22 protein-coding genes and 1 pseudogene are annotated in these 26,550 nt (G+C 42.5%); 18 read left to right on the top strand and 5 right to left on the bottom strand.

From position 1 onward, the window contains the following. Positions 1 to 704: pseudogene (locus FPZ49_RS35685) on the top strand (hypothetical protein); the annotation flags it as partial. A gap of 48 nt (positions 705 to 752) precedes the next feature. Here FPZ49_RS35685 and abc-f read toward each other — a convergent pair. Further along, the gene (abc-f, locus tag FPZ49_RS12250; protein WP_144847004.1) at positions 753 to 2,705 is read right to left on the bottom strand and encodes a ribosomal protection-like ABC-F family protein; all 1,953 of its coding nucleotides are present in this window, start codon (positions 2,703 to 2,705) and stop codon (positions 753 to 755) included. Between the two features lie 170 nt (positions 2,706 to 2,875). Here abc-f and FPZ49_RS12245 point away from each other — a divergent pair, with 170 nt between their 5' ends. From FPZ49_RS12245 to groL, 9 genes are all read left to right on the top strand, one after another. After that, positions 2,876 to 3,709 (top strand): endonuclease/exonuclease/phosphatase family protein, encoded by an 834-nt coding sequence (locus FPZ49_RS12245; protein ID WP_144847002.1) that lies wholly within the window; start codon positions 2,876 to 2,878, stop codon positions 3,707 to 3,709. A 173-nt stretch (positions 3,710 to 3,882) separates the two neighbouring features. Next, the gene (locus FPZ49_RS12240) at positions 3,883 to 4,518 is read left to right on the top strand and encodes a 5-formyltetrahydrofolate cyclo-ligase (protein WP_144847000.1); all 636 of its coding nucleotides are present in this window, start codon (positions 3,883 to 3,885) and stop codon (positions 4,516 to 4,518) included. Further along, positions 4,511 to 5,008, top strand: a complete 498-nt coding sequence (moaC, locus tag FPZ49_RS12235) for a cyclic pyranopterin monophosphate synthase MoaC (RefSeq protein WP_144846998.1) — start codon at positions 4,511 to 4,513, stop codon at positions 5,006 to 5,008. The genes FPZ49_RS12240 and moaC overlap by 8 nt, the downstream gene beginning before the upstream one ends. 62 nt (positions 5,009 to 5,070) lie before the next feature. Then, positions 5,071 to 5,571, top strand: coding sequence for a molybdopterin adenylyltransferase (mog, locus tag FPZ49_RS12230; RefSeq protein WP_144846996.1), 501 nt, complete (start codon positions 5,071 to 5,073; stop codon positions 5,569 to 5,571). Next, positions 5,561 to 6,574 (top strand): molybdopterin-binding protein, encoded by a 1,014-nt coding sequence (locus FPZ49_RS12225; protein ID WP_144846994.1) that lies wholly within the window; start codon positions 5,561 to 5,563, stop codon positions 6,572 to 6,574. The genes mog and FPZ49_RS12225 overlap by 11 nt, the downstream gene beginning before the upstream one ends. A gap of 37 nt (positions 6,575 to 6,611) precedes the next feature. Continuing rightward, positions 6,612 to 6,911: a twin-arginine translocase TatA/TatE family subunit gene (locus tag FPZ49_RS12220; protein ID WP_144846992.1), complete on the top strand. Its 300-nt coding sequence runs from the start codon at positions 6,612 to 6,614 to the stop codon at positions 6,909 to 6,911. 38 nt (positions 6,912 to 6,949) lie between these two features. Beyond that, positions 6,950 to 7,702, top strand: coding sequence for a twin-arginine translocase subunit TatC (gene tatC, locus FPZ49_RS12215; protein ID WP_144846990.1), 753 nt, complete (start codon positions 6,950 to 6,952; stop codon positions 7,700 to 7,702). 234 nt (positions 7,703 to 7,936) lie between these two features. Further along, entirely contained in the window at positions 7,937 to 8,218 is a 282-nt protein-coding gene (gene groES / locus FPZ49_RS12210; protein WP_144846988.1) for a co-chaperone GroES, read from the top strand. Positions 8,219 to 8,323: 105 nt separating this feature from the next. Continuing rightward, the gene (groL, locus tag FPZ49_RS12205; protein ID WP_144846986.1) at positions 8,324 to 9,958 is read left to right on the top strand and encodes a chaperonin GroEL; all 1,635 of its coding nucleotides are present in this window, start codon (positions 8,324 to 8,326) and stop codon (positions 9,956 to 9,958) included. Positions 9,959 to 10,091: 133 nt separating this feature from the next. On the opposite strand, the gene FPZ49_RS12200 is transcribed toward groL, so the two are convergent. Genes FPZ49_RS12200 through FPZ49_RS12185 form a run of 4 tightly spaced genes read right to left on the bottom strand, consistent with a single transcriptional unit; the run spans position 10,092 to position 16,334 of the window. Next, positions 10,092 to 12,557 (bottom strand): O-antigen ligase family protein, encoded by a 2,466-nt coding sequence (locus FPZ49_RS12200; protein ID WP_144846984.1) that lies wholly within the window; start codon positions 12,555 to 12,557, stop codon positions 10,092 to 10,094. After that, positions 12,550 to 13,653, bottom strand: coding sequence for a glycosyltransferase (locus FPZ49_RS12195; protein ID WP_144846982.1), 1,104 nt, complete (start codon positions 13,651 to 13,653; stop codon positions 12,550 to 12,552). Before FPZ49_RS12195 ends, FPZ49_RS12200 begins: the two co-directional genes overlap by 8 nt. 31 nt (positions 13,654 to 13,684) lie before the next feature. Then, on the bottom strand, positions 13,685 to 14,830 hold the full coding sequence (locus FPZ49_RS12190; protein ID WP_144846980.1) for a glycosyltransferase family 4 protein: 1,146 nt from the start codon (positions 14,828 to 14,830) through the stop codon (positions 13,685 to 13,687). A gap of 4 nt (positions 14,831 to 14,834) precedes the next feature. Continuing rightward, positions 14,835 to 16,334: a sugar transferase gene (locus FPZ49_RS12185; protein ID WP_261381369.1), complete on the bottom strand. Its 1,500-nt coding sequence runs from the start codon at positions 16,332 to 16,334 to the stop codon at positions 14,835 to 14,837. 298 nt (positions 16,335 to 16,632) lie between these two features. Here FPZ49_RS12185 and FPZ49_RS12180 point away from each other — a divergent pair, with 298 nt between their 5' ends. The 8 genes from FPZ49_RS12180 to FPZ49_RS12145 are packed head-to-tail and all read left to right on the top strand — an operon-like array spanning position 16,633 to position 26,541. Next, a complete protein-coding gene (locus FPZ49_RS12180) occupies positions 16,633 to 17,709 on the top strand; it encodes a mannose-1-phosphate guanylyltransferase (protein WP_144846976.1) in 1,077 nt (358 codons plus the stop codon). Between the two features lie 30 nt (positions 17,710 to 17,739). Continuing rightward, positions 17,740 to 18,702: a GDP-mannose 4,6-dehydratase gene (gmd, locus tag FPZ49_RS12175; RefSeq protein ID WP_144846975.1), complete on the top strand. Its 963-nt coding sequence runs from the start codon at positions 17,740 to 17,742 to the stop codon at positions 18,700 to 18,702. A 27-nt stretch (positions 18,703 to 18,729) separates the two neighbouring features. Further along, complete coding sequence (locus FPZ49_RS12170) at positions 18,730 to 19,716, top strand: GDP-mannose 4,6-dehydratase (RefSeq protein ID WP_144846973.1); 987 nt, start codon at positions 18,730 to 18,732, stop codon at positions 19,714 to 19,716. Further along, a complete protein-coding gene (locus FPZ49_RS12165; protein ID WP_144846971.1) occupies positions 19,709 to 20,485 on the top strand; it encodes an ABC transporter permease in 777 nt (258 codons plus the stop codon). Before FPZ49_RS12170 ends, FPZ49_RS12165 begins: the two co-directional genes overlap by 8 nt. A 13-nt stretch (positions 20,486 to 20,498) precedes the next feature. After that, entirely contained in the window at positions 20,499 to 21,767 is a 1,269-nt protein-coding gene (locus FPZ49_RS12160) for an ABC transporter ATP-binding protein (protein ID WP_144846969.1), read from the top strand. A 10-nt stretch (positions 21,768 to 21,777) separates the two neighbouring features. Next, positions 21,778 to 22,977: a class I SAM-dependent methyltransferase gene (locus FPZ49_RS12155; RefSeq protein WP_222429904.1), complete on the top strand. Its 1,200-nt coding sequence runs from the start codon at positions 21,778 to 21,780 to the stop codon at positions 22,975 to 22,977. Positions 22,978 to 22,988: 11 nt separating this feature from the next. Beyond that, on the top strand, positions 22,989 to 24,206 hold the full coding sequence (locus tag FPZ49_RS12150) for a glycosyltransferase family 4 protein (RefSeq protein WP_144846965.1): 1,218 nt from the start codon (positions 22,989 to 22,991) through the stop codon (positions 24,204 to 24,206). Next, complete coding sequence (locus FPZ49_RS12145; protein WP_144846962.1) at positions 24,190 to 26,541, top strand: glycosyltransferase; 2,352 nt, start codon at positions 24,190 to 24,192, stop codon at positions 26,539 to 26,541. The genes FPZ49_RS12150 and FPZ49_RS12145 overlap by 17 nt, the downstream gene beginning before the upstream one ends. The last annotated feature ends 9 nt before the right edge of the window (positions 26,542 to 26,550 follow it).

Below are 26,550 nucleotides of genomic sequence, written 5' to 3'. Positions count from 1 at the left end.
GGCGGCCCGCGGCGGCTCGCGCGGCCGCCCGGCCCTGGCGCGCCCTCGCGCCCGCGGCGGCCGTCGGCGGCGGTCTCGCCGCCTACTTCGCCGCGCCGGCGCTCGGCGCCAAGGCCGGCGGCGCGCTCTGCGCCGCAGCCGCCTTTGGCGCGCTGGCTGCGCGCCTGGCCGCTCGCGGCGCCCTGCGGTGGCGCCGCCTGGCGCTCGCGCTCGCGCTGCCGCTGGCGGGCGCGCTCGCGGGGCTGTGGCTGCTGAACGCCGCCTGGCCCCCCGGCCCCGCCGGTGGTCCAGCTGCGGCCGCAGCCGCAAGCGCCCCCGCCGCCGTAGGCTCCGGCGGCAGCCAGGGGCCCGGCCCGAGCCATGTCGGCCGGGCCTTCGAAGCGCTGCGCCAGGGGCGCTACGACGTGATCGGGGCGATCATCCATCGCAAGCTGGCGATGAATGCGCACCTGATCCGCGTCTCCGCCTGGAGCAAGGTGCTGCTCACCGGCCTGGCCGTCATGGCCGCGCTGGTGCTGCGGCCGAAAGGACGGCTCCGCCGGTGGGAGGAGCGCTACCCGCTGCTGATGCACGGGTGCTTCGCGGGCGTCATTGGCGCCTTAGCCGCGCTAGCCCTCAACGATTCGGGCATCGTCGCCGCCGGCTGCATGATCATCTACAGCAGCGTACCGCTGCTGCTTCTTCGCCTCACCGAGACCGACTAAAGAGGCTCGAATCAAAAAAGGGTGTCCCCATGGACACCCCATAACTATTTATTCCGCCAGCTGCTCCCACTGCTCGTAGCACTCCGCCAGCTCCGTCTTTTTCGCTTCCAGCTGCGTGTTCTTCTCCTGCACGAGCACGTAGTCGTTATACACCTCCGGCAGCGCCAGCTCCGCCTCCAGCGCGCCGATTGCGTCCTCCAGCTGGGCGATTTGCTGCTCCAGCTGCTCCAGCTTGCGCTGACGATTGCGCTCCTCGCGCTTCGCCTGCTTGCCCGCTTCGTAGCCACTGCTCTCGCTAGCTGTGCCTGCACTGCTTGCAGCTGCTGCCGAGCTGGTCGCCTTTTTAGCCGCCTCGGCTAAGAGACGCTGCTGCTCCATCTCCGCCAGCTCCAGCTTTTTCTCCACGTAGTCGTCGTAATTACCGAGGTAGTCGGTAACGCCGTCCGAGCTCAATTCGAGCATCCGTTCCGCCATTTTGTTCAAGAAATACCGGTCATGCGAAATGAACAGCAGCGTGCCCTCGTAATCGATGAGCGCGGACTCCAGCACTTCCTTGCTGTACAAATCCAGATGGTTGGTCGGCTCGTCGAGGATCAGGACGTTCGCTTTTTGCAGCATGAGCTTGGCCAAAGCTACCCGCGCTTTCTCGCCCCCGCTGAGCGACCCGACCTTTTTGAATACATCCTCGCCGCTGAACAAGAAATTGCCGAGCACGGTCCGGATACGCGCTTCCTCCAAATGAGGGTACATATTCCACAGCTCATCGAGAACCGTGGCATTCATGTTGAGTCCGGTCTGCTCCTGATCATAGTAGCCAATGCGGACATTCGCTCCCCAATCGAAGGAGCCGCGATCCGGCTGATGCTGGCCGATCAGCGTCTTCAGCAGGGTTGATTTGCCGATACCGTTCGGTCCGATCAGAGCTGCCGTATCGCCGCGGCGCAGTTGAAACTTCACCTGCTCCACGAGCGGCTTTTTCCCGTCGTAGGATACCGCTACGTTGCGGACATCGAGCACCTCGCGTCCGGAAGGCACCTCGACCTCGAAGGAAAAGCTCGCGCGCTTCAAATCGCCCATCGGCTTGTCCAGCCGGTCCATTTTCTCAAGCGCTTTCCGGCGGCTTTGCGCCCGCTTTGTAGTGGAGGCGCGCACGATATTGCGCTGAATGAACTCCTCCATTTTGCTGATCTCTTCCTGCTGCTTTTCGAATTGCTTGAGCTGAATTTCATACTCCGCTTCTTTCAGCTCGACGTAACGCGTATAGTTACCGGTGTACCGGCGCGAGGTGGTCCGCTCGATCTCGTAGATCGCATCCACCAGGGCGTCTAGAAAATACCGGTCATGGGAGACGACCAGAATCGCTCCGGAATACGAGCGCAAATATTGCTCCAGCCACGTCAGCGTCTGAATGTCGAGATGGTTGGTCGGCTCGTCAAGCAGCAGCAGATCGGGCGCTTCCAGCAGCATTTTGGCCAGCGCCAGCCGGGTTTTCTGCCCGCCGCTCAGCGCTTGGCATGAGGTAGCAGGGTCCATGTCCCCGAAGCCCATCCCGTTGAGAATGCCGCGAATTTTTGCTTCAATTTCATATCCGCCTTGCAGGCGAAAGGTCTCCGACAGCTGCGCGTAGCGCTGCATGGTGTCCTCGGTTTTTTTCTCATCGGCCAGCACGTCCGGATCGGCCATGAGCGCTTCCAATTTGCGCAGCTCGCGCTCATTGTCGATCAAGGAGGCGAACACGCTGAGCAGCTCGTCCCAGATCGAACGGTTCGAATTAAGACCGCTGTTTTGCTTGAGGTAGCCGATCTTCGTTTCCTTCGCTTTAAAAATGTTCCCGCTATCATAAGAAAGCTCGCCTGCGATGATTTGCAGCAGCGTTGATTTGCCTGCGCCGTTGACGCCTACGAGGCCGATCCGCTCCCGCGCTTCAATCTGCAGCGATATATTGGAAAGCACGGAGGTGACCCCGTAGCTTTTTTGGATTCCCGTGACTTGCAGCAGCATGAAGAAAGCCTCCTGAATCTTGAATTCTCTCTAGTAAACACCTCATCAGTGTAGCACATTCCGCCGCTGATTTCGATTTCCATCGCTTTCCGCGTATACAAAATGCCGCAGGCTGACGTATGCTCGAATCGGAATCGTATTCTTTCTATTAAAAAGGAGGCGGCTGCCCCATGCTTACTGCACCTTCGATATCGAGCAAGCCCGGTGCCCGTGCCTTATTACTTTTTCTTCTATTAATAACTTCGATCGTTTTGCTTGCAGCCCAAGCCGGCGCCGCCTCCCAGACCACCCCATTCAAGGCGACACTTGACCCCGGAAAGCTGCAGGTGATGACCTACAATATTCGACATGCCGAAGGCTTGGACGGAAACATCGATCCCGAAGCCATTGCTAATGAGCTGCGTGAAGGCCATGCGGACGTAATTGCGCTGCAGGAGGTCGACCGATGGAAGTGGCGCAGCGGCTTACAGGATCAAGTGCAGTATTTCGCCAAGTCGCTCGGCATGTATTATGCCTATGCACCGGCGATCCAGAGCGGTCTCTCGGAATACGGAATTGCGCTGCTCAGCCGGTATCCACTGACCTCGGTTCGATACGATGTGCTTAGCGGCGGGCGGGAGCCGCGCTGTGTGCTGCTCGCCGAGCTGGCACTTGGCGGCGGGCAGAAGATGACCGTTGCCACGACCCACTTGGGTGTTACGGCCGTGGAGCGGGACAAGCAGCTGCCGCAGCTTGCTGCTGTATTGAAGCCGATTCAGACGCCGCTGCTTCTGATGGGGGACTTCAATAGTCCGGCTGGAGGTCTGGAGCCGACGCTGCAGCCGCTTGGATTTGCAGAGGTGCCACTATCGACATCTGAGCCTACCGTACTAAAAGGGGGTGTGGTCGATCACATTTTTACCCGGTCGTCCGAGTTCTCCATCAGCTCCCTGGCCAGCGTCATTCCAAGCCGCGCCTCCGACCATGTTCCTGTTGTTGCCGGGTTGTCGATTCGGCTCGAATAATGGACTTTTTGGCTAATTCGGTTCAAATTCGTGATTTTGCAGCGTTTTATGTTACACTATAGAGAAGTATAGACCGAATGGATGTTCATCCGTTAGAAAAAATTTGCACTAACTTGTTAGCAGCATTAGAATGTGGTTAACCCAGAATCGACCCGCTGAAGAGAGGCCGTTTCATGAATATTAAAGAAAGAAAAATTGAGCTCCGGCGTGAAGCGGAGGCCCTTCGTTCTGCTATTTCCGAAGAGGCACGGCAGCGCAAGTCCGCCCATATCAGCGAAGTGCTGATCGAGCGACTGGAGGAGCTGCTTCAACCGGATCCTACCGTCAGGCGCAAGCCGACGCTGTTCACTTATATGCCGATCAAGACCGAGGTGGATGTGACCCCCGTGCTGGAGGCTTGCTGGAAACGGTCTTGGCGTGTGGTGGTATCGAAGGTTGTGCCGGCGTACAAGCAGCTCAAGCTCTTTGAGATTCGCTCTTACGTCGATCTGGAGCGAGGCGCGTGGGGGATCCGCGAGCCGGTAGCCAAAGCGCCGCAGCTGTTCGATATCCGGCAGATTGATGTGGTGCTCGTACCCGGGCTTGCTTTTGATTTGAATATGGGAAGACTCGGCTATGGCGGCGGCTACTACGACCGGTTCATGCAGCAGTACGTCCGTACGGGACTTCCGAAGCCATATATTATTGCGGCTGCCTTCGAGGATCAGCTCATTTCGGAGGTTCCTATGGGGCTGTTCGATTTCCGGATCGACGAGCTGATTACGGAGGAGCGGCGCATTACCGGAAGGAGTGCGGAGACGGATGTCTGACAAGGTGGAGCCGCAGGGACCGCTGACTCATTTTAACGAGCAAGGGCGGGCCCGAATGGTGGATGTATCCGAGAAGCCGGAGACGGTACGAACGGCGACGGCACGGACTACGGTCGTCATGAAACCGTCCACGCTCGCTCTGATCAAGGAAGGCAAGATCGGCAAAGGCGATGTACTCGCCGTCGCCCAGGTAGCTGCCATCATGGCGGCTAAGAAGACGTCCGAGTGGATCCCGATGTGCCACCCCCTGCCGCTCAGCGGAGTTGATATTCGCTTTGCCGACGAAACGGACGGGCAGCTGCATATTGAGGCCACGGTGAAAACCAAGGGGCCGACCGGGGTTGAGATGGAGGCGCTGACGGCTGTATCTGCCGCTGCGTTGACCGTTTACGACATGTGCAAAGCGGCGGAGAAGACGATGCAAATCGGTCCAACGCTGCTAATCAGCAAAACCGGCGGCAAAAGTGGGGATTTTTATGCCTCTTTGTGAGGCGATGCGGAACTTCGTAACATTTTACATATACAATTAAAAGGTGTGAGAGGAGCAAACTTATGCGCTGGAAAGTGGCTATCTTGACCGCAAGCGACCGCGGTTACCGGGGAGAAAGAGAAGACACTAGTGCACAGGTGATCCGGGAGCTGATTGAGGAGGAGATCAACGGGGAGATCATCGAGTACCGCGTTGTCCCAGATGAGAAGGATGAAATTATGGCCGCTCTGATCGAAATGACGGACTATTTCAAAGCGGATCTGATCCTGACGACTGGAGGAACAGGACTTGCCGTTCGCGATGTGACGCCGGAAGCGACGCTCGAGGTCATTGATCGCGCGGCGCCGGGGTTTGCGGAAGCGATGCGAATGATTTCCATGCAGAAGACGCCACGTGCGATGCTGTCCCGTGCCGTTTCGGGTATTCGTGGTCGTACGTTGATTTTGAACTTGCCGGGCAGCCCTAAGGGGGTTTCTGAGAATCTCCTGGCTGTTATGGATCAGCTTCCTCATGCGCTTGGGATTTTAACGGGACGCGAAGGAGATCACGGCGATGGAGCTTGACGCAATGCTGCGGGAGGTTAAGGTAGAGGATGCGATTGGCCTGGTGCTGGCGCACGATTTGACCCAGATCATCCCGGGACAGTTCAAAGGACGGCTGTTTAAAAAAGGTCACGTCATTAGCCAAGAGGATATCCCGGCGCTGCTTAGCATCGGCAAGGAGCACATTTATGCGATGCAGATCGCTCCGGGCTTCTTGCATGAGGATGAGGCGGCTTTGCGTATGGCTCAGGCTGCACAAGGCGCCAACGTTGAGCTCACAGCCCCCCACGAAGGAAAAATCACGCTCAAATCTACCATCCACGGGCTGGCCAAGATCGATAAGAAGCGTATTGATGAGGTCAATGCGTTGGATCAAGTCATCATGTCCACGATCAAAACCAACACCGTAGTCACGCCAGGCCAAGCGCTGATGGGAACGCGGGTAATTCCACTTCTCATTGAGGAAGCGCGCATTGATGAGGTGCAGCGGATTGCGCTCGAAGGAGCAGGGGAGCAGCCTTCCCTTGTCCATGTGAAGCCATTCAAGAAGCTGCGTGCAGGAATCATTACGACCGGAAGCGAAGTGTTTAAGGGACGCATTCAAGATAAATTCGGCCCGATTGTCCGTGAGAAGCTGGCTCAGCTCGGCTCCGAGGTGATTGATCAGCGGCTGGCGCCGGATGACAGCGAGACGATCGTCCAAGAGATTCGTCGGTTTTTGCATGAAGATCACGCAGATCTGATCCTTGTGACGGGCGGCATGTCCGTCGATCCCGACGACCGAACGCCAGGAGCGATCAAGCAGGCCGGCGCTAGGATTGTCAGCTATGGCACGCCCATGCTTCCTGGCTCCATGCTGCTAATGGGTTATCTGGGTGAGGTGCCGATCATGGGGCTTCCCGGCTGTGTGATGCATGATCCGTACACATCCTTTGACGTGCTGCTGCCGCGGATTTGTGCAGGCGAGCCGATTGTCCGCGCGGATATTACAGAGCTGGGCTACGGCGGGTTGTATAATTGCTAATGTTTGTTTATCTTTTACCCGGGAAGGACCGGTTGTTATGTTTGGAAATATAGGCTTCGGAGAATTGCTGCTCATTGGCGTCATCGCCCTGGTGCTGTTCGGACCGAGCAAGCTGCCAGACCTTGGCCGCTCGCTAGGGCGTGCGCTCCGTGAGTTTAAGCAAGGGACGCGCGATCTATTGAATGACGAGCCGGCTGCGCCGCGGGCGCGCAAGGACGTTACGCCACCAGAACCGCCGCAAGGTGTGCCTGTGAAGCAGGTCGATCCTCAGGCTCAGGCAGAACCTGCCGCTCCTGCCGCTCCCAAAGCAGATAATCCTCGCAGGCTCCCCGATTAATGGGGGACTTCATCGAATGGTAGGTTGGTGATATACAGATGGAAAAAGATGAAGGCATGTCGCTAGTTGAACACCTGACCGAGCTGCGCAAGCGACTCATTTGGGTCATACTCGTGCTGGTTGTGGGCATGGTGATTGGACTGGTGTTCGCACAGCCGCTCATTACGTATTTAAAAAGCATTCCCCCAGCCGACACGATCAGCTGGAACGTGTTTTCACCGTGGGATGCCATCAAAATGTACATGAATTTTGCCTTGGTAATGGGACTTATCATTACGCTCCCTTTTTCGATGTACCAAATTTGGTCATTTCTTAAGCCAGGCTTGCGGGTCGAAGAGCAGAAGGCCTCGCTCATTTTTGTGCCGTTTGCACTCATCTTATTCTTAATGGGCCTCGCTTTTGGTTATTTCGTTGTGTTTCGCATGGCGTTTCTGTTTACCTCTGCTATCTCGAAAAACCTTCAGCTAACGGAGACCTACGGAATCGCGCAGTACTTTTCCTTTATGTTCAACATCTTGATTCCCATCTCGCTGTTGTTCGAGCTTCCGATCGTTGTGATGTTCCTGACCAAGCTGCGGCTGCTCAACCCTATGCGGCTTCGCAAGCTGCGCCGTTATGCTTATTTGCTGCTGGTGATCGTGGCTACGATGATTACGCCTCCTGACGCCACATCGGCTATTATTGTGTCCGTCCCGATGATTGTGCTGTATGAGTTCAGCGTCTTTTTATCCGGGGTCGTGTATCGGAAGCAGCTTCTGGAGGATCAGGCCAGGGAGCAAGGGAAGGGATAATTAAATAGTGCATTGCTAACAGCCGGCTTTTACACCTTGTGAAGAAGCCGGTTTTATTGTTGGAACTTGTCGTATAATATCAAATCTTGTGGGAACACTGGTTGGGGTGTGAAATTGTTGTAAAACCACTTGCAAAATTGTTGCGAAGTGATTATTATAAGAATTGTTGTTAGCACTAAACACTTTCGAGTGCTAATAAAAAAAGTACGAAATTCAGAAGGAGGCTATTTTCTCATGATCAAACCATTGGGTGATCGCGTAGTTATCGAAGCCATCGCTAAGGAGGAAACGACCGCAAGCGGGATCTTACTACCTGATACGGCGAAAGAAAAGCCGCAAGAAGGTAAAGTCGTAGCCGTAGGCAGCGGTACACTCAAGGACGGCGTGCGCATTCCGCTTGAGCTTCAAGAAGGCGACCGCGTGATTTTCTCCAAATATGCCGGCACTGAAGTGAAATTCGATGGCCGTGAGCTGTTGATTATGCGTGAGAGCGACATCCTGGCTATCTTGGGCTAAGACTTCGGCTTGACGCTTTATACTTAAGTTTTGCGCAATTACTTATGAAAATATCCGGAACGTTAAATAAATTTAAAAAATCATTTTCTCGGGAGGGTACACACCATGGCAAAAGAAATTAAGTTCAGCGAAGACGCTCGCCGCGCAATGCTCCGCGGGGTTGACGCACTTGCGAATGCTGTAAAAGTTACATTGGGTCCTAAAGGCCGCAACGTCGTGCTGGAGAAGAAATTCGGCAGCCCGTTGATCACTAACGACGGCGTAACAATCGCTAAAGAAATCGAGCTCGACGATGCATTCGAGAACATGGGCGCTCAGCTCGTGAAAGAAGTAGCTACTAAAACTAACGATGTTGCTGGTGACGGTACGACTACAGCAACCGTTCTGGCTCAAGCGATGATTCGCGAAGGTCTGAAAAACGTTACTGCAGGCGCGAACCCTATGGTTCTTCGCAAAGGGATCGACAAAGCGGTTAAAGCAGCTGTAGAAGAGCTGCAAAATATTGCGAAGCCAATCGAGGGCAAACAATCCATCGCTCAAGTAGCGGCGATCTCCGCTGCTGACGATGAAGTAGGCCAACTGATCGCTGAAGCGATGGAAAAAGTGGGCAAAGACGGCGTTATCACCGTTGAAGAGTCCAAAGGCTTCGTTACGGAGCTGGAAGTCGTTGAAGGTATGCAGTTCGACCGCGGCTACACTTCCCCGTACATGATCACTGATACGGACAAAATGGAAGCCGTTCTGGACAATCCGTACATCTTGATCACGGACAAGAAAATCTCCAACATCCAAGAAATCTTGCCAGTACTTGAAAAAGTAGTTCAATCCGGCAAGCAGCTCCTGATCATCGCTGAAGATGTTGAAGGCGAAGCGCAAGCGACCCTCGTAGTCAACAAACTGCGCGGTACTTTCACTTGCGTAGCAGTAAAAGCTCCTGGCTTCGGCGACCGCCGCAAAGCTATGCTGGGCGACATCGCTGCTCTGACAGGTGGCCAATTGATCACGGAAGAGCTTGGCTTGGATCTGAAATCCACTCGTCCTGAGCAGCTCGGTTCCGCTCGTCAAGTTCGTGTAACGAAAGAAAACACGATCATTGTAGACGGCGCTGGCGACAAAAAAGATATCGGCGCACGCATTACGCAAATCCGTTCCCAACTGGAAGAGACTACTTCCGAGTTCGATAAAGAAAAACTGCAAGAGCGTCTGGCTAAACTGGCTGGCGGCGTAGCCGTAGTCAAAGTTGGCGCAGCTACTGAAACCGAGCTGAAAGAGCGCAAGCTTCGCATTGAAGACGCTCTGAACGCTACTCGTGCAGCAGTAGAAGAGGGTATCGTTGCAGGCGGCGGTACAGCCCTTGTAAACGTGTTTAACGCTGTGGCAGCTGTTAAGGCTCAAGGCGACGAGCAAACGGGCGTAAACATCGTTCTGCGCGCTCTGGAAGAGCCTGTACGCACGATCGCAGCAAACGCTGGCCAAGAAGGCTCCGTTATCGTCGAGCGCCTCAAAAAGGAATCTGTAGGCGTAGGCTACAACGCAGCGAACGGCGAGTGGGTCAACATGATCGAAGCCGGTATCGTAGATCCAGCGAAAGTAACTCGCTCCGCACTGCAACACGCAGCATCCGTAGCAGCAATGTTCCTGACTACTGAAGCGGTTATCGCTGACAAGCCAGAAAAAGATAAGCCTGCAATGCCTGACATGGGCGGCATGGGCGGTATGGGTGGCATGGGCGGATTCTAATCCTGCCCACGGCCCCTGTACGACACAAACGGCAGCATCCTTTGGGATTGCTGCCGTTTTATTTATTTCGCCAGCGCTAGCATAATCAAAATAGACCCGATACCGTAGTATCGAGTCTTTTTGGACTAAGCTATTATTGAGCGAAATTTGCTAAGTTCGTAACCTCAGTCTGCTCCTTTGGATCTTTAGCGATCAGCTTATCGAGCAATGCTTGATCGTTCTTGCCTTGTTTTTGCAGTGACGACAGGTACCAACGAGCGATCATTCGAACGCCAGGATCATCCAAGGAACCGGCTGCTCCTGCTTTCAAATAATTCTCAGCCGAAGCATATTTCCCTCTTAGAAATTCGATTTGGCCAAGATTCAACGAAATGTTGTTCGTAACGTTAAATGGCCGGCCTTGGAGCTGTCCTTTAGGGAGAGACTCCAAATCCTTTACTTTAAGTAATACCTTGTTATAGGTATCGAAAGCTTCATTCCAATACTGTTCTTTTAATTTATCGTCCTTCGCCTGTCTTGCTTGCTCTCCGAGCTCGGTACTTAACGAAATGCTTTTCTCATAAAGCGTAATGTCCCATGAAAAATCGGGAATTTCCTTTTGAATTAAATCCAAAGCTTGAGGCAGTTGGTTTTTAACGGTATAGGATGCAATTTGCTTATCAATCAAGTAACGATTATGGGGCTCATCCTGACGTGCCTTTTGAATCAGTGCGAGAGCTTCATTGTAATACTTCTCATCCTTCGTTTGACTATACATCTGGAAGAAGAGATCAATTTTAAAGGATGCATAATCGGGATGCGTAGGTTGACTGTCGAGTGCTTTGTTTAACGGATCCAGGATGATATTCAAATTTGGCTGAGTTTGGGCCAATGTATTCGCTTGTCTAAACAATCCGCTAGCGATTAGCTTCTGTGTAGAAGTAATAAACATGAACAAAGAAACAACGATGAGTAGCGAAGCATAAACCCACTTGATTTTGACCCGCTCTTGAACTGCCTTTATTCGCTGCAGAGGTAACGGAGAACCAGAAATCATGGCACCCAGGCACAAGAAGACGAGGCTGCCGATGTATACGTAACTCATGTTAAAATCAATAATGCTATGAACTAGAATGGAAACCGCCACAATAAAATATAGATGTCGACCAGGGTTCGATTCGTCATTTCTTTTATGCTTTTTTAAATAGAGTGTAAAAATGTAGATAAGTAAACCTAGCAGAATAAGCAAACCAACCAATCCGGTCTCAACCAAAGACTGCATAAAGAAATTATGCGTTTGCCGGCTGACATAAGGATTGTTCTGATATTTCTCATAAAGTGCAGCCCAAGCTCCCCCGCCAGCACCGAAGAAAGGATAATCATAAAATACTTTAACAGCATCCTTATAAAAGGTTCCGCGTTCCAATACACTATGCTGCGCAAAATTAATATTTTCTACCCGGTGTTTAATGGAATCAGGCAATAAGTTGATTACAACACTGGTTCCAAACAGTAAGTAGACACCTAAGGATCCAACAATCAGAGCTGCAGCAGGAATTAAGATGTTCGAGTATTTCGCTTTGATTTTGGATTCGATGGCATCGCCGACTTTCAAGAACCCGAATTGATGAATGACCCATACAATGATGGCGCAAGCAGCGGATACTCCGATGACAAACAGCAACCCTTGGCTAGATGTAGTGAGTTTATGATCCATGTGAATCTGTCTGCCGATGGCCGAGGTTGAGCTTAAAACGACGAGACAAAGAACTGCTGAGATCCCTGTATAAAGAAGGAAAAATAATTGCCTGGATATTTTGATAAAAGGCAAGATCAGCAGCATAACAATAGGAAGCACAACCAAAGCACCGCGAGATAGCGTTAATAAGATCGATAAAATGATAGGTACTAACATAAATGCATGAAGTGCCCGGACTTGCCATTTCTTTGACTCTACAATGAAGTAAAGAGCTCCGAGGAAAATACCCATAAGAAAGGCCGCATAAGTATTGGCGTATTGGAATACAGAGGTTAGCCGCAGCTGACCTTCAGCTTGCATTACGGCATCCTTGTATTCGAACGGGTTTGTAGATATGTCAGCAAACCAATGGACCATTGTGGCTGTAAATGATTTATAGCCGAACCAATTCAATAACCCAAACCAAACGATAACATAGCCGGAGATCATAATCACATTCGAAATTATCTTATTACCTAGATTATTTTGAGTGATATAAAGTCCAATTAGAAAAAAAGCAGCATAAAGCATCTCAATATAGAAAGTATTAGTGGCAAATCGATGAGAAGCTTCCGAAATTTTAGCGATCAAAAAGGATAAAGGCATTAGCCAAATCAATAAACTTAAAAGATCCTGATGGCTAGTAAATTTCCATTTATAAAAAAAATAAATCGCTAACACTAGCAGGGCAAGGAATGTCCATACCAAGGAAGAGTAAATAGGACGTTCGAAATCATACGAATTCCCGTTAAAAAGCGCTTTTTGAAACGGTGCCCAAAACATATATAAAGATGTGAAAACAATCAGCAGCCAAAATAATATGGAACTATTATTGCTTCCGTCAGATTTTGAAATTTTGGAGCCTTTATATGACTTATACATGAACAAAATCCTTCTCCCGTATTGTAGTGTTAATAAAATTCCGAATTTCTACTTTGAATCGATCTTCGTTAAATGACATCGCATGCATATGAATTTGCTTAGAATTAATAATTAGCATTTCCAATTTTGTAATGGCCTCGATAAGACTTTCGATCGTTTGTTCTCTGAAAAAGAGTCCTGTCTTGCCTTCAACTACGGTTTCCAAAGCTCCGCCTTTGCCAAATGCAATCACAGGCTTACCATGGGCTTGTGCTTCTAGTGGCGTAATTCCGAAATCCTCTTCGCCAGCTAATATAAATGCTTTACATTTGGCATAATATTCTTGAATTACGGCATCAGACTGATACCCAAGCATTTGTATGTGGGGGCCAGCCATTTTCATTAATCTGTTCCGATCATATCCATCACCGATAATCACAAGAGGACGATTCAATTTATTAAAAGCTTCAATAACAAGATCAATACGTTTATATGGAATTAAGCGAGAAACAATGAGAAAGAAATCCTCGCTAGAGGATGCTTCCCTTAGATGGCTAAAAGATACAGGTGGATGTATTACTTGACTTTCGCGATTGTAATACTTTTGAATCCTTCGAGCGACATTGTGAGAATTGCTTATAAAGCGGTCTACACGCTGTGCATTCATTTGATCCCAGATTCGGATTTTATGCAGCATATAGGGGAGAACTGTTCGAAAAACAGGATTACTGATTTCGTCCATGTATTGATGATATAAATCCCAAATATATCGCATTGGTGTGTGACAATAACATACGTGAATTTGATCCGCGCGCGTAATAATTCCTTTAGCAAAAGCACTGGAAGAACTCAGAACGAGGTCATATCCGCGAAGATCCATTTGCTCCACTGCGATCGGAAAAAGAGTAAGCATTTTTTTATACTGATTTTTGGAAAATGGAATATTTTGAATGAAGGAACTCCGGATATCTGCTTCTTTAAATCGTTGAGGCATCTTATTTAAATCCGAGATGACCGTAAACACGGGGGAGTCAGGAAACATATCCATAAAGCATTCCAAGACTCGCTCAGCCCCACCATATTGGTTTAGATAGTCATGGACTAGTGCTATTTTCATAATCCACCTCGTTTCCACAGAATTACTAGGATTACCGGCTTAGCACTTTTTGATAAATATTCATCGTTTCGAGTGCTGTTTTTTCCCATGTAAAGTTTTCGGCTCTTTGAATTGATAAGTTGGAGAAAGTGGCATGAGTTTCATGATCTGTTAATAATCGGTACATGGCTTCTGCCCACGCCTTTGTATCATTTGGCTGCAAGAGAAGTCCATTGTCTCCGATAATTTCAGGCAACGAGGATACATTCGATCCGAGAACGGGTATACCACACTGCATAGCCTCAAGAATAGGAAGCCCAAATCCCTCATAAATCGAAGGCATGGTAAAAATTCTAGCTCCATTATAAATAGCTGGCAAATCTTCATCCGCGATAAATCCAGTAAAAATGACGTCTTCTTGCAGTGCAAGATCTTGAATTAATTGAAATATAGGGCTGAATTTCCAGCCCTTCGTACCAACGATGACAAGCTTCGTGTCAACAACGGAATTTCTTCTAAGAGCTGAATAAGCTTGCAGAAGACCCGTTAGATTTTTACGTGGCTCTAAAGTTCCAACAAATAAAATATAATCCTTAGGAAGATCATACTTCTCTAAGATGAGTTTAACATTAAAATCATCAATCACTTTAAATCGATTGTCAGCAGCTAAGGGTATTACATCGATTTTACTTTCTTCAATTTTTAGTAACTCGATAATATCTTGTTTAGTTTGAAGTGAATCAGCAATAATGTGATCACACTGTCGTGCACTGTAAGGTACCCATTTACTATGATGCGAATAAATTCGTTGACTTGTCGTTTCTGGAAATCTCATATAGGCTAAATCATGAATCGTAATAATGGTTTTTCCTTTTACGACAGGCGTATAAACAAAATTCGTCCCATGAAAAATGTCTGCTTTTTTAGAAAATAAATCATACGGAACATGATACAATAAATTGGGCTTGAAGAGCCGTCTCAATACTTTATAAGGATATACGTTGTTTACGATCGAGGCTCCTGTCGCTAGTGCATATTGGTGAATCTCGGGTTCCTTAACCCCTTTTAGTAATCGATTAAATGCAAGTGATAAGTTAATTTGTTCATCTCTTGCCAAGACCGAACTTAAGCATTCGACGTAGCGGGCAATGCCGGTACGCGGACCGAGCAACGGCTGTGCATCAATATATAACTCCACCTGATTAATATGCTCCTTCACCCTTAAGAACAACTGGAATTGTCTTAAGGAGAATTTTACAGTCGAGAGGAAGACTCCAGTTTTCAATATAATAAATATCCAAGTTCATCCATTGCTGGAAGGATAGATCACTTCGACCGCTTACCTGCCATAATCCAGTGATCCCTGGAGTTACTTCGAGCCGCCTCCATTCCCAATCTCCATAGTACTCGACTTCGTGCGGCAGCGGAGGTCGAGGACCTACAAGACTCATATCGCCTTTGAGTACATTAAATAATTGCGGTAGCTCATCGATCGAATATTTTCGAATAAATCTCCCGACTTTTGTTATACGAGGATCTTCTTTCATTTTAAAAGCGATCCCATTAATTTCATTCTTTGAGGCAAGCTCCAATAATAATTTGTCTGCATTCGTTACCATGGAACGAAATTTATACATAGGAAAAGGCTTGCCATTTTTGCCTATTCGTTTTTGTTTGTAAATAATATTCCCAGACGAATCAAGCTTAATGGCTGCAGAACTTAGTAAAAATACTGGGAATAACAAAATGATTAATATCGCTGAAGCAATAATATCGATTGCTCTTTTGACCAGAAATCCTAAACCTCTCATTGGCGTTTTTACAAGAGTAACGACAGGCAACGAATTAATGTTACCGATTTGCACCGTGCTCATTACTAAATTATAAAGGTCGGGTATGATTTTGATATTAATATCGATTTTTCTGAAATCAGAAATTAATTTATTTACGAGATCACGCTCAGATGGAATGGTAATAATAAGCTCTTCCACAAGGGTATGGTTTAATATTCCTTTTAGGCTTGAGATAGGGCCAAGATATTCAAAATCCTTATATGCCGTTTGTTCACTATCATCAACAAAGCCGACAATGTTGTAGCCTAAATAACTGTAGCTTGATATTTCATCCATTAATGATTTGCCGAATTTACCAGCGCCAACAATAATTACATTCTTGTTAACAATAGCTTGCTTCGCCAAATAAATATAGCAATAACGTTTTATCGATCTAATAATAATGCACAACGTCATTCCAATGATCCAATAACTTACAATGACAAATCGTGAATAGTCAACAATTTTTAGAGTGAAGCTTATTCCAATTGCAATCAAAATAGCAAAGGAAAATGCTTTGATCATTTTAAATAATTCATCCGCAAGTCCAGATTGAGATCGAAAGTAATATATTCGATACCGATAAACAAACATATAATAGACAAGTATCGAAATCAAAAAGAATATTGAATAGCTGAAAAAACGCGGTGAATGAATATTGAACAATTGGAAGGTAAGATCAAATTCTTGAGAAATGCGGTATTCGAACAAATAGAAGAAAATAAAAGCTAATGCTAATACTTCAATTAAAATAAAAGAACCAGCCAGTAAGGAAGTATAATACTTTTTAGCACCGATTTTTTTATTAATTTCTAATGTTGGTTCAAAAAAATTTGTTTTTGCTTTTGAAGAAGCAAAATTGTAATTCACAACAAAACCTCCAACCATTCGACATCTTCATATTAAAATATTAGTATTATAGATTCGAATAATCAACTTAATATATTACCATTTTTATAGACTAGCTTGCAATTTAATTGATTGATAACATAATAATGGTGAGTTTTGTGCGGAAAATAAATTTTATTTCATTATACTAGATAATAAAGACTTAAAGAAACATTTAATTCCAGAATCGTTGCTTTGTCGCAAATTGTTAGGCTATAATATTATAATTAAACTAAATGATGAATTTTGTCAGAAAGTCAGAGAATTTGGAGGCGAAAAAATGACCATTACTGCAGTAATTATGGCTGGTGGAAAAGGTGAGCGGTTTTGGCCAAAAAGTCGAACGCACTTGCCCAAGCAATTTCTGAATATATCCGGCAATAAATCGATGATTCAACAAACTATAGATCGCTTAGAAAAATTAATAGATATAAGTCAAATTTTTATAGTAACAAACGAATTATATGCTGAACTTATCCATGCACAGCTTCCCAATTTACCATATGAAAATATTATTATTGAGCCAATCGGTAGAAACACTGCTCCATGCGTAGGTTTGGCTTCTATAGTTATTGAAGAAAAGTTTCCGGATAGCACAATGGTTGTTTTGCCTTCCGATCACATTATTGAAAACGAAGAGGGCTTCATTAGAATTCTGGAAACAGCTGTAGAAGTTGCTGAAAAGGAAGACAACCTCGTCACGCTTGGCATCAAACCAACCTATCCAGAAACAGGTTATGGTTATATCGAGAGTACAAAACAAATTGAATTGCTTAATGATTTGGAAGTGCATAAAGTAAATAAGTTTGTAGAAAAACCAAATCTTGAAACAGCGCAAAATTATTTAGATTCAGGGAATTTTTTCTGGAACAGTGGAATTTTTATTTGGAAAGTATCGGTTATAAGGAAGTATATTCAGAAATTAATGCCTGAAATGCATGATGTCCTTGAAACGATGAAAGCTGGATTTAAGCTTGAATCACGAAACGAAGTCATTAGATCAGAATTTAAAAAAATGCCGGATCAATCGATTGATTACGGTATTATGGAAAAAGTAAATAATATTTACGTAATTCCATGTATTTTTGGCTGGGATGATGTAGGAAGCTGGACGGCACTAGATCGGATCAATGATCGAGACGAGAATGGGAATGTAATTAAAGGGAATATTCTTAATATTGATACGAAACGATGTATTATTGAAAGCAATGGGAAATTGATAGCAACACTAGGCATTGAAGATCTAATTATAGTTGATACAGAAGATGTCACTTTAATCTGCACCAAGGATAAAGCCCAAGAGGTAAAGCTTCTTCTCAAAGAATTAAGAATGCAAAAGCTTGATAAATATTTATAAAAACCTATTATCATTTAAAAGGGGATTAATATGACAAAATCTGCTCTTATTACAGGTATTACAGGACAGGACGGTTCATATTTGGCAGAACTGCTTTTATCAAAAGGGTATAAGGTGTTTGGACTGCGCAGAAGAACCAGTGTTCCAATTATGGAGAATATTGAGCATATCAAGAATGAGATTGAGTTTATTGACGGCGACTTGTTAGATCAAGGCTCATTGATCAATGCTGTGAAAATTTCTAATCCGGATGAAGTGTATAATCTCGCTGCCCAATCTTTTGTAGGGACATCTTGGATTCAACCGGTGCTAACTGGACAAGCTACCGGTATCGGTGTTACCAATATGCTCGAAGCTGTTCGGTTGACTAAACCTGAGGCTAGGTTTTATCAAGCATCGAGTAGTGAAATGTTTGGTAAAGTGGTAGAAACTCCTCAAAAAGAAACGACGCCTTTTTACCCTCGTAGTCCATATGGCGTAGCGAAAGTATATGGTCACTGGATTACAGTCAATTATCGTGAGAGCTTTAACATGTATGCTTGCTCGGGAATCTTGTTTAACCATGAATCTCCTCGTCGGGGTGTCGAGTTCGTGACGCGTAAAGTAACGGATGCAGCAGCTCGAATCAAATTAGGAATACAAAAAGAGCTTCGCATGGGCAATTTAGATGCTAAACGGGATTGGGGTTTTGCTGGAGACTATGTAAGAGCGATGCATCTTATGCTCCAGCAGGATCAACCTGATGATTTTGTAATCTCGACAGGTGAAACCCATACTGTTGAAGAATTAGTTGAGATTGCATTCGGTCATGTGGGATTGAACTGGAGAGATTACGTAGTTATCGATCCGAAATTTGTAAGACCGGCAGAAGTTGATCTGCTACTGGGAGATTGCACGAAGGCTAAAGAGAAGCTGAACTGGAAGCTTGAAGTGGGATTTGAGCAGCTCGTAACCATGATGGTTGAGAGTGATTTGAAAAAATTGCAACGATAAACAACACGCAAAAAGGCGGTTTGTTTTATGAAAGCTTTGATTACAGGCGCTACTGGTTTTGTGGCGAAGTATCTTGCATCTCATCTAATAAATAAAGGATATGAAGTTTGGGGGACAACTCGTCAGAGTTCCCCCGTTTTGTTTAATAGTGATTTTATTAAAGTTTACCCTCTTGAATTAACCTCTAAGGCAGAGGTTTTGTTATTGCTAAATACTCTTCAACCTAACTTTATCTTTCATCTTGCAGGACAAAGCTCTGTAAAAGATTCATGGGAGAATAAGCCTTTTACTTTTGAGGCAAATATCATGATGACATTAAATTTATTGGAAGCAGTTAAAGATAGTGTTATTAAAGAAACAGTAAGAGTATTAACTGTTGGATCATCTGAAGAATATGGCGATGTCAAATCTGATGAGATGCCTATCTCCGAGAAAACACAGTTGCGACCAATAAGCCCCTATGGAATATCCAAGGCTACTGTTAGTATGCTTGCCCAACATTATCATAGATCATATTCGATGAAGGTCATTCATATTCGTCCGTTTAATCATATTGGACCAGGACAAAGCCTTGGTTTTGTTACTTCAGATTTAGCGAAACAAATAGCAGAAATAGAATCTGGAATATTAAATCCATTAATTAAAGTTGGAAATTTAGATGCGAAACGAGATTTTACAGATGTTAGAGATATTGTAAAGGCGTACGAATTGATTGTAAACTTTGGGGGATTTGGACAAATATACAATGTTTGTTCTAATACACCTGTATCAATACAGGAAGTTCTTAATAAATTATTAGCAATGAGTTCGTTCAGTAGTATCGAAGTGATTAGAGAAGAATCAAAAATGAGACCGTCAGATTTCCCTCTTTATTACGGAGATGCCAAATTGTTAATTCAAGAGACAAGGTGGTCACCAATAATCTCTTTAAATGATTCACTAAGAGATATATTGAATTATTGGAGAATCCAAACGATGGAAACACAAGTCAAGGGGAAACAAATTCATGATTAGTAAAATAAAAGAAATTTATCAATACAGACAAATGCTTGAAAGCTTAGTGCTTACAGATTTAAGAACACGTTATAAGGGGTCTTTCTTTGGTTTTTTTTGGACATTGCTAAATCCTCTGTTAATGTTATTGGTCTACTCAATTGTTTTCAAATATATTGTTCGGATTGAAATGGAAAATTACACTTCGTATTTATTTATTGGTTTAATTTCATGGTTTCTTATTAATCAGGCTGTTCTTTCAAGCGCTGGTGTAATTATACGTAACGCCGGTTTAGTGAAAAAAATATATTTCCCAAAGGAAATTCTGCCTCTTTCAGTAGTAATCGGTGGTGCTATTAACTACTTTTTCAGTTTGCTAATCTTATTTCCTATTCTTATATTTAATAAAATACAATTAGGATTACCACTGCTATTATTTCCGGTTATTCTTGCAATTTATTTTATTTTTACTTTTGCCATTACGTTAATTGTTTCAAGTCTCAATGTTTATTTTAGGGACTTAGAGCATATTTTAGGGATTATTACAATGGTTTGGTTTTATCTTACTCCGATAGTTTTTACTTCTAGTATGATTCCACAAGAAGTGAAATTTATTTTCGACTATAATCCAATGAAAATAATTATAGATAGTTTTCACGATGTGTTTTTTTATAATAAATTTCCAGATGCACTTTCTTTAATTAAAATTACTATTATTTCATTTATATTACTCTTTGCCGGTTTCTATATCTTTAAGAAGTTAAGTCGCAATTTTGCTGAAGAAATATAAAGGTGGTACTTTCATGAATATTATCTCTGTTTCTGAGGTATCAAAATCTTTCAAAATTTATAAAGAACGAGCAGCTACTCTTAAAGAGCGCATTGTTAATGGAAGAAAAAGTAAATTTGAAGTTTACACCGCGCTCGATAGTATCTCTCTTGGCATTAAAAAAGGTGAAACGGTTGGTTTAATTGGAAGAAATGGTTCAGGTAAAAGCACTTTATTAAAGCTTTTAACCGGTATTTTGTATGCAGATAAAGGATCTATTGATATAGAAGGAAAAGTATCCAGTTTGTTGGAATTAGGAGCTGGTTTTCACCCTGATTTTACGGGAAGAGAAAATATTTTTATGAACGCGGCAATTCTGGGTCTAAGTAAGAAGGAAATAAAAGCGAAACTTGATCAGATAATTTCATTTTCAGAATTAAAGCATTATATAGAAAATCCTGTGAGAAGTTATTCATCGGGGATGTATATGCGATTAGCTTTTTCGGTTGCAATTATGGTTGAGCCGGATATTTTATTAATAGATGAAGTTCTAGCAGTTGGCGATGCAGCATTTCAGCAGAAATGTATGGATCAATTATTAAGGCTGAAAAATAAAGGTACTACTATTGTATTTGTTTCACATGATCTCGGAGCTGTGCAAAAACTTTGCGACAGAGTAATATGGATTAATAAATCAAAAGTATGGGGTGATGGAGAACCAAAAAAAATAATAGATCAATATTTAAGCTACCTCTCAGAACAAGAAAACGAACGTTTAATTGATGAAAATAAAGATAAGGAAAATGAAATTACAATTATTGAAAAAAGTGAAGGGCAAAAAAATTCTGTAGAAGAAACTGAGGGACGATGGGGAAATAAACAAATCGAAATTATTCATGTCGATATTACTAATGAGAACAGTATCTCCAAGCTTAGTTTTTTAAGTGGAGAACCAATGCAAATCCATATTAGTTATAAAGTGAACGCGAATATAAAAAAACCTGTATTTGGTTGTGCAATTCATACAATAGATAACAGGCATTGCTATGGAACAAATACTTTTATAGATCATTTCAAAATCGATTTCTTAGACGAAAATTCTTTTGGGAAAATTATTTTTAACATACCTTCCATTGAATTAATTGCAGGAAGTTATTTATTAAGTGTCGGAGCATCTGATCCAAATGGAACGCAATTTGATTATCATGATAAATTATATTCGTTTAAAGTTTCGAGTCTTGTAAATGACGTCGGCATAGCGAGAATAAATCATGAATGGATTCATGAAGTACAAAGAGGTTAGAGGTGGTAATATGTCTAGCAAAATTACTCCAGCATTTATTATGAATCAAATTAGAAACGGAGTACGTGCTAAAAAGAAAACGACAGAGGAACTCAAATTAGAGCAACAAGAGGAAATTCAAGTTAATTTTAACAATGGAGAGCTTTCACAAACTATAGCTGCTCTACAAATAGGTTTAAAAAGATTGCAATATAGAATCACTCCTAATATACCAGTTGCTTTTTTAGAACCTCACTTGGTTTCCAGATTTAAATTGTTAGGAAAAATTATTGTGCCACTCAGAAGATTGGGTGCAAGACTATTTACAAAATGGTATGCAGATACTTTTGTAAATCAGCAAAAACATTTAAATAAAGATATTTGGTTTGGATTAAATTCTATTACTGAAATTGCTAATGATCAACAGAAATTAATTTTTCATTTAATAAATAAAAACAATGAATTGGAAGCACAAATCACCCAATTAACTTCTGTTATCACTGATATAAGATCGAACCATACTGAATTACAGCAAGATATGATATCGAAATTGGATGAAGCAGCAGCTAGTCATACAATTAATTTGGAGGCTAAAATTAATTTAGTAATGGATGAAATTAAGAAAAGTACTTTTCTTGATTTTGATTATTCCAAATTTGCTGAACAATTTAGTGCAGACCGTGAAACAGTAAGAAGAATTTATGCACAATATATTCATTACTTTAAAAATAAAAATTATGTTCTAGATATTGGTTGTGGAAAAGGTTACTTCATGGAACTACTGCGTGACCATAATATTCCTAGTGTTGGAATCGATACGGATACCGAATTAATAAAAATCTGTAAAGATAAAGGGTTATCTGCCTACACCGCTGATGCTTTAGGTTATTTAGAGAAATTGCCAAATAATAGTGTAGGAGGAATTTTTACTGGTCATGTCATTGAACATCTGCCCTCTCCTACAAAGATTAAATTTCTTAAGCTATGTTTCGATAAACTAACTCATGACGGTGTCCTTGTAATCGAAACGCCTAATACAAGTTCGCCACATGTAATGCATAATCTTTACTACTTAGATCCAACACATGAAAAGCCAATGTTTCATGAAACCTATAAATATTTAGCGGCCGATGTTGGATTTGCTATTGAGAATTCTTATTTAAGTGAACCAATTGAAGGTACTGATCCTCAACAATATTATAATTTCTCTCTTATTTTATCGAAACAATGAGGGGTTAGTTTATGAAAATTGGAATTGTTACTCCATGGTTTAGTGATAATATATCCGGTGGAGCAGAAAGATTTGCAGGGGGCATTGCAAAAAGCTTACAAGATGCAGGATGCCAAGTGGAAGTTCTTACTACTTGTGGTAAGGACTCATTTTGGGATTGGGGATCGGATTTCTATGAACAAGGTCAAACAATAATTGATGAACTTTTAGTTAGAAGGTTTTCTCTGAGAAAGCGAAATAAAGTATTGTATGATGAACTCATGGGGAAAATGATTCATGGTGAGACATTAAGCTATGTAGAAGAAATGCAATTAATGCATGAAACAGTTAATAGTGATGAATTATATAATTTTATTACAAATTTCGGTGATCAATATATTTTCTTGTTTATTCCTTATTTAACTGGAACAACCTATTGGGGAAGCAGACTTCGACCTGAAAATACCTTCATTATTCCATGCTTACATGATGAAGAAATGGCTTATTTTAAATCGATCGGAGATATGTTTAGCCGAGTTAAAGGTCTGCTTCTTAATACAATTGAAGAACTTGATTTTTCTTCTAAGCTGTATAATTTAGATCAGGATTCGACGGTGGTTTCAGGTGGTGGTGTAGAAGTCGGTTATATCCCGAATGCTAATAATTTTAGAAACAAATTTGGAATAAATGAAGATTATTTTATTTATGTAGGGAGACAGGTATCTGGGAAGAATGTACCTCAGCTCATACAACTTTTTAATCAGTATATTGAAAATAACCCAAGTGACATAAAGCTTGTTTTTGTTGGAAAAGGGGAAGAACAAATTATTCAAACTATGAAGGCCTCAAAAAATATTATTCATATCGGAGAAGTAAGTGACGAAGAGAAATATGATGCAATTGCTGGTGCTACAGCATTAGTACAGCCATCGCTTATGGAAAGCTTTTCGATTGTAATTATGGAGAGTTGGTTATGCAATATTCCAGTTATCGTACATGAGCATTGTGCTGTCACAAAGGGACATTGTGATCGTAGTCAAGGCGGGATGTATTATAAAGATTACACTGCTTTTGAGAAAATAGTTTCTCAGTTAATTGATAATCCGCAGATGAGAAATGATTTGGCTGCAAATGGTAAAAAATATGTTGAAGAATATTACACTTGGTCCAAAACTGCACAACGAATTATTAGCTTCTTAAATAGTAAAGGATTTCAAAGAAAGGATTTACTAAATGAGAATACTAATTGATATTCAAACTCTATATTCTCCAGAAAAAAATAGAGGAATCGGAATATATACTTATAACTGGACTAAAAATTTTATTAAACAAGATTCTAGTCATAGATATTACTTAATGAGAAAAAGTAACGACAATTGGGAGTTTGCTTTTGTAAGCAATTTTATCGATATTGATTATTGTATTAGAAATGACCAGAATTGGGAAATATACCAGTTAGAAGATTTCTTACAGCAAAAAAATATCGATATAATTCATTTTACGAGTCCGCATATGTTTGATATTGATGTGCCGGAAATTACTAACAACAAAGTAATGAAATCCTACTTGGTTTATGACTTAATTCCAATTGTTATGAAAGAACACTACTATAATAATTGGCCGCAACAGATCCAACAACTATATGACTTAAGATGTAATTTGGTGAAAAATGCAGATAGTATTTTAACGATTTCTGAAGCGTCAAAAAAAGATTTGATGAAATATTATCAAATTAATGCTGAACGGATTCATGTTATTTATGCTTCGACTAATGAAGATCTTTATCAACCCATACATTCAGGCTACGAAAGAGAATTGATAAATAAAGAAATTGGTATTTCCTCTCCTTTTATTTACTCTCTTACCGGTTATGATCCAAGAAAAAATAATAAAGGCTTAATCAACTCATTCTCTCAAGTAATTAAAGAGCGACCGGATTTGAAATTAGTAATATCTGGAATTAAGCAAGAAGCTGAAAAAGAGGAACTGCAAACTTACGCTCAAAACAATGGTATTTCAAAAGAACAAATTGAATTTTTAGGATTTGTCAGCGATGATACATTAATAGCTTTATATAAAGAATGTGAGGTCTTTGTATTTCCTTCTATATATGAAGGCTTCGGATTGCCAGTCTTAGAAGCAATGCGCTGTGGAACACCTGTAATAACAATAAACAGTTCTTCTTTGCCTGAAGTAGCCGGCGATGCAGCTCTTTTAGTTGAATCTAATGATAGTGAAGCAATGGCTGAAGCAATTTTAGCTTTCACAAATAATAAGAATTTATCAGATACTTATAAAACAATGGGTATTAATCAAGCAAATAAATTTAGCTGGAATAAAACCGCTTTAGATAGTTTAAAAGTATTTGAGAAATTAACAAATAATTTTTCAGAAATTACGGAATCAGATAAATCTGAATTGGCGTTTTTTAGTCCTTTGAATCCTCAACCATCTGGAATTTCAGACTACAGTGAAGAATTATTAACAAAATTAAGTGCTTATTATGATATTAAAATTTTTGTAAATGATTTTATTCCTGAAAATACCTATTTACTTCAAAATTTCGAGATACTTGAATATAAAGAAAATCGTGCAAGATTGGAAAAAATAAAATTAAGACTTTATCATATGGGAAACAATGAATTGCATTCTTGGATTTACAATGCATTGGTAGATTATCCTGGTAGCGTTGTTTTGCATGATTTAAATCTTTATGGTTTCTATATGTATACCCAATATTTACGTGGGAATAAAAATGGTTTTGTGAATGAGTTAAGATACAGTCACGGACAGCGTGGACAAGCTGCAGGCGAGCAATTAATGCAATCAAGCACCTACCCTAATGATCAAGAATTTCCTATGTTTAAAAAGGTAGTTGAATTAAGTAATCAAGTGATTGTCCATAGCCAGTGGGTTAAAAATAAAATCGATATAGAAGCAGATTTTAAAGGTGAAATTAAAGTTATACCAAGTGGTATTTTAATAGAAGATATTATAACCAGTAAAGATGATTTGAAAAAAAGTTTAGGATTGAATTTAGATAAAATAGCAATTGGTATTTTTGGTAATGTAATTCCGAATAAAAGAATTGATGTAATTTTAAGAGTAGTTTCTCAACTTGTAAAAACTAATATTAATATTGAAATTTACTTTGTGGGTCACTGTAGTAACGATATGAAAGAAACAATAAATAAAACTTCCAAACAATTGAAAATTAATAATTTTATTAAATTAGTATCAAGTCCTGATCTGGATATTTTTAAAAAGTATATAGAAGCATCTGATATTTGTATCAATCTAAGATGGCCTACTTTTGGCGAAACATCGGCAACACTAACTCGATCGTTAGGATTTGGAGTCCCGTGTATTGTATCTAATGTTGGATCGTATAAAGAGTATCCTGATGATTGTGTTTGGAAAGTGGATGTAGATGAATATGAAGAAGATTTATTGTTAGCTTACTTGCTAGAGTTAATAAATAATAAAGCTCTTCGACAAGAAATGGGGCAAAAAGCACAATTATATATTAAAAACAATCATGATTTTGAAATAGTTTCAAATATGATTTATGAAATTCTAATTTAAGAATTTTTT

The organism is Paenibacillus cremeus (genome assembly GCF_007786445.1).
Classification (GTDB): Bacteria; Bacillota; Bacilli; order Paenibacillales; family NBRC-103111; genus Paenibacillus_G; species Paenibacillus_G cremeus.
The sequence above is the reverse complement of the archived record's forward strand: the minus strand, read 5'-3'. Positions and strand labels throughout refer to the sequence as shown.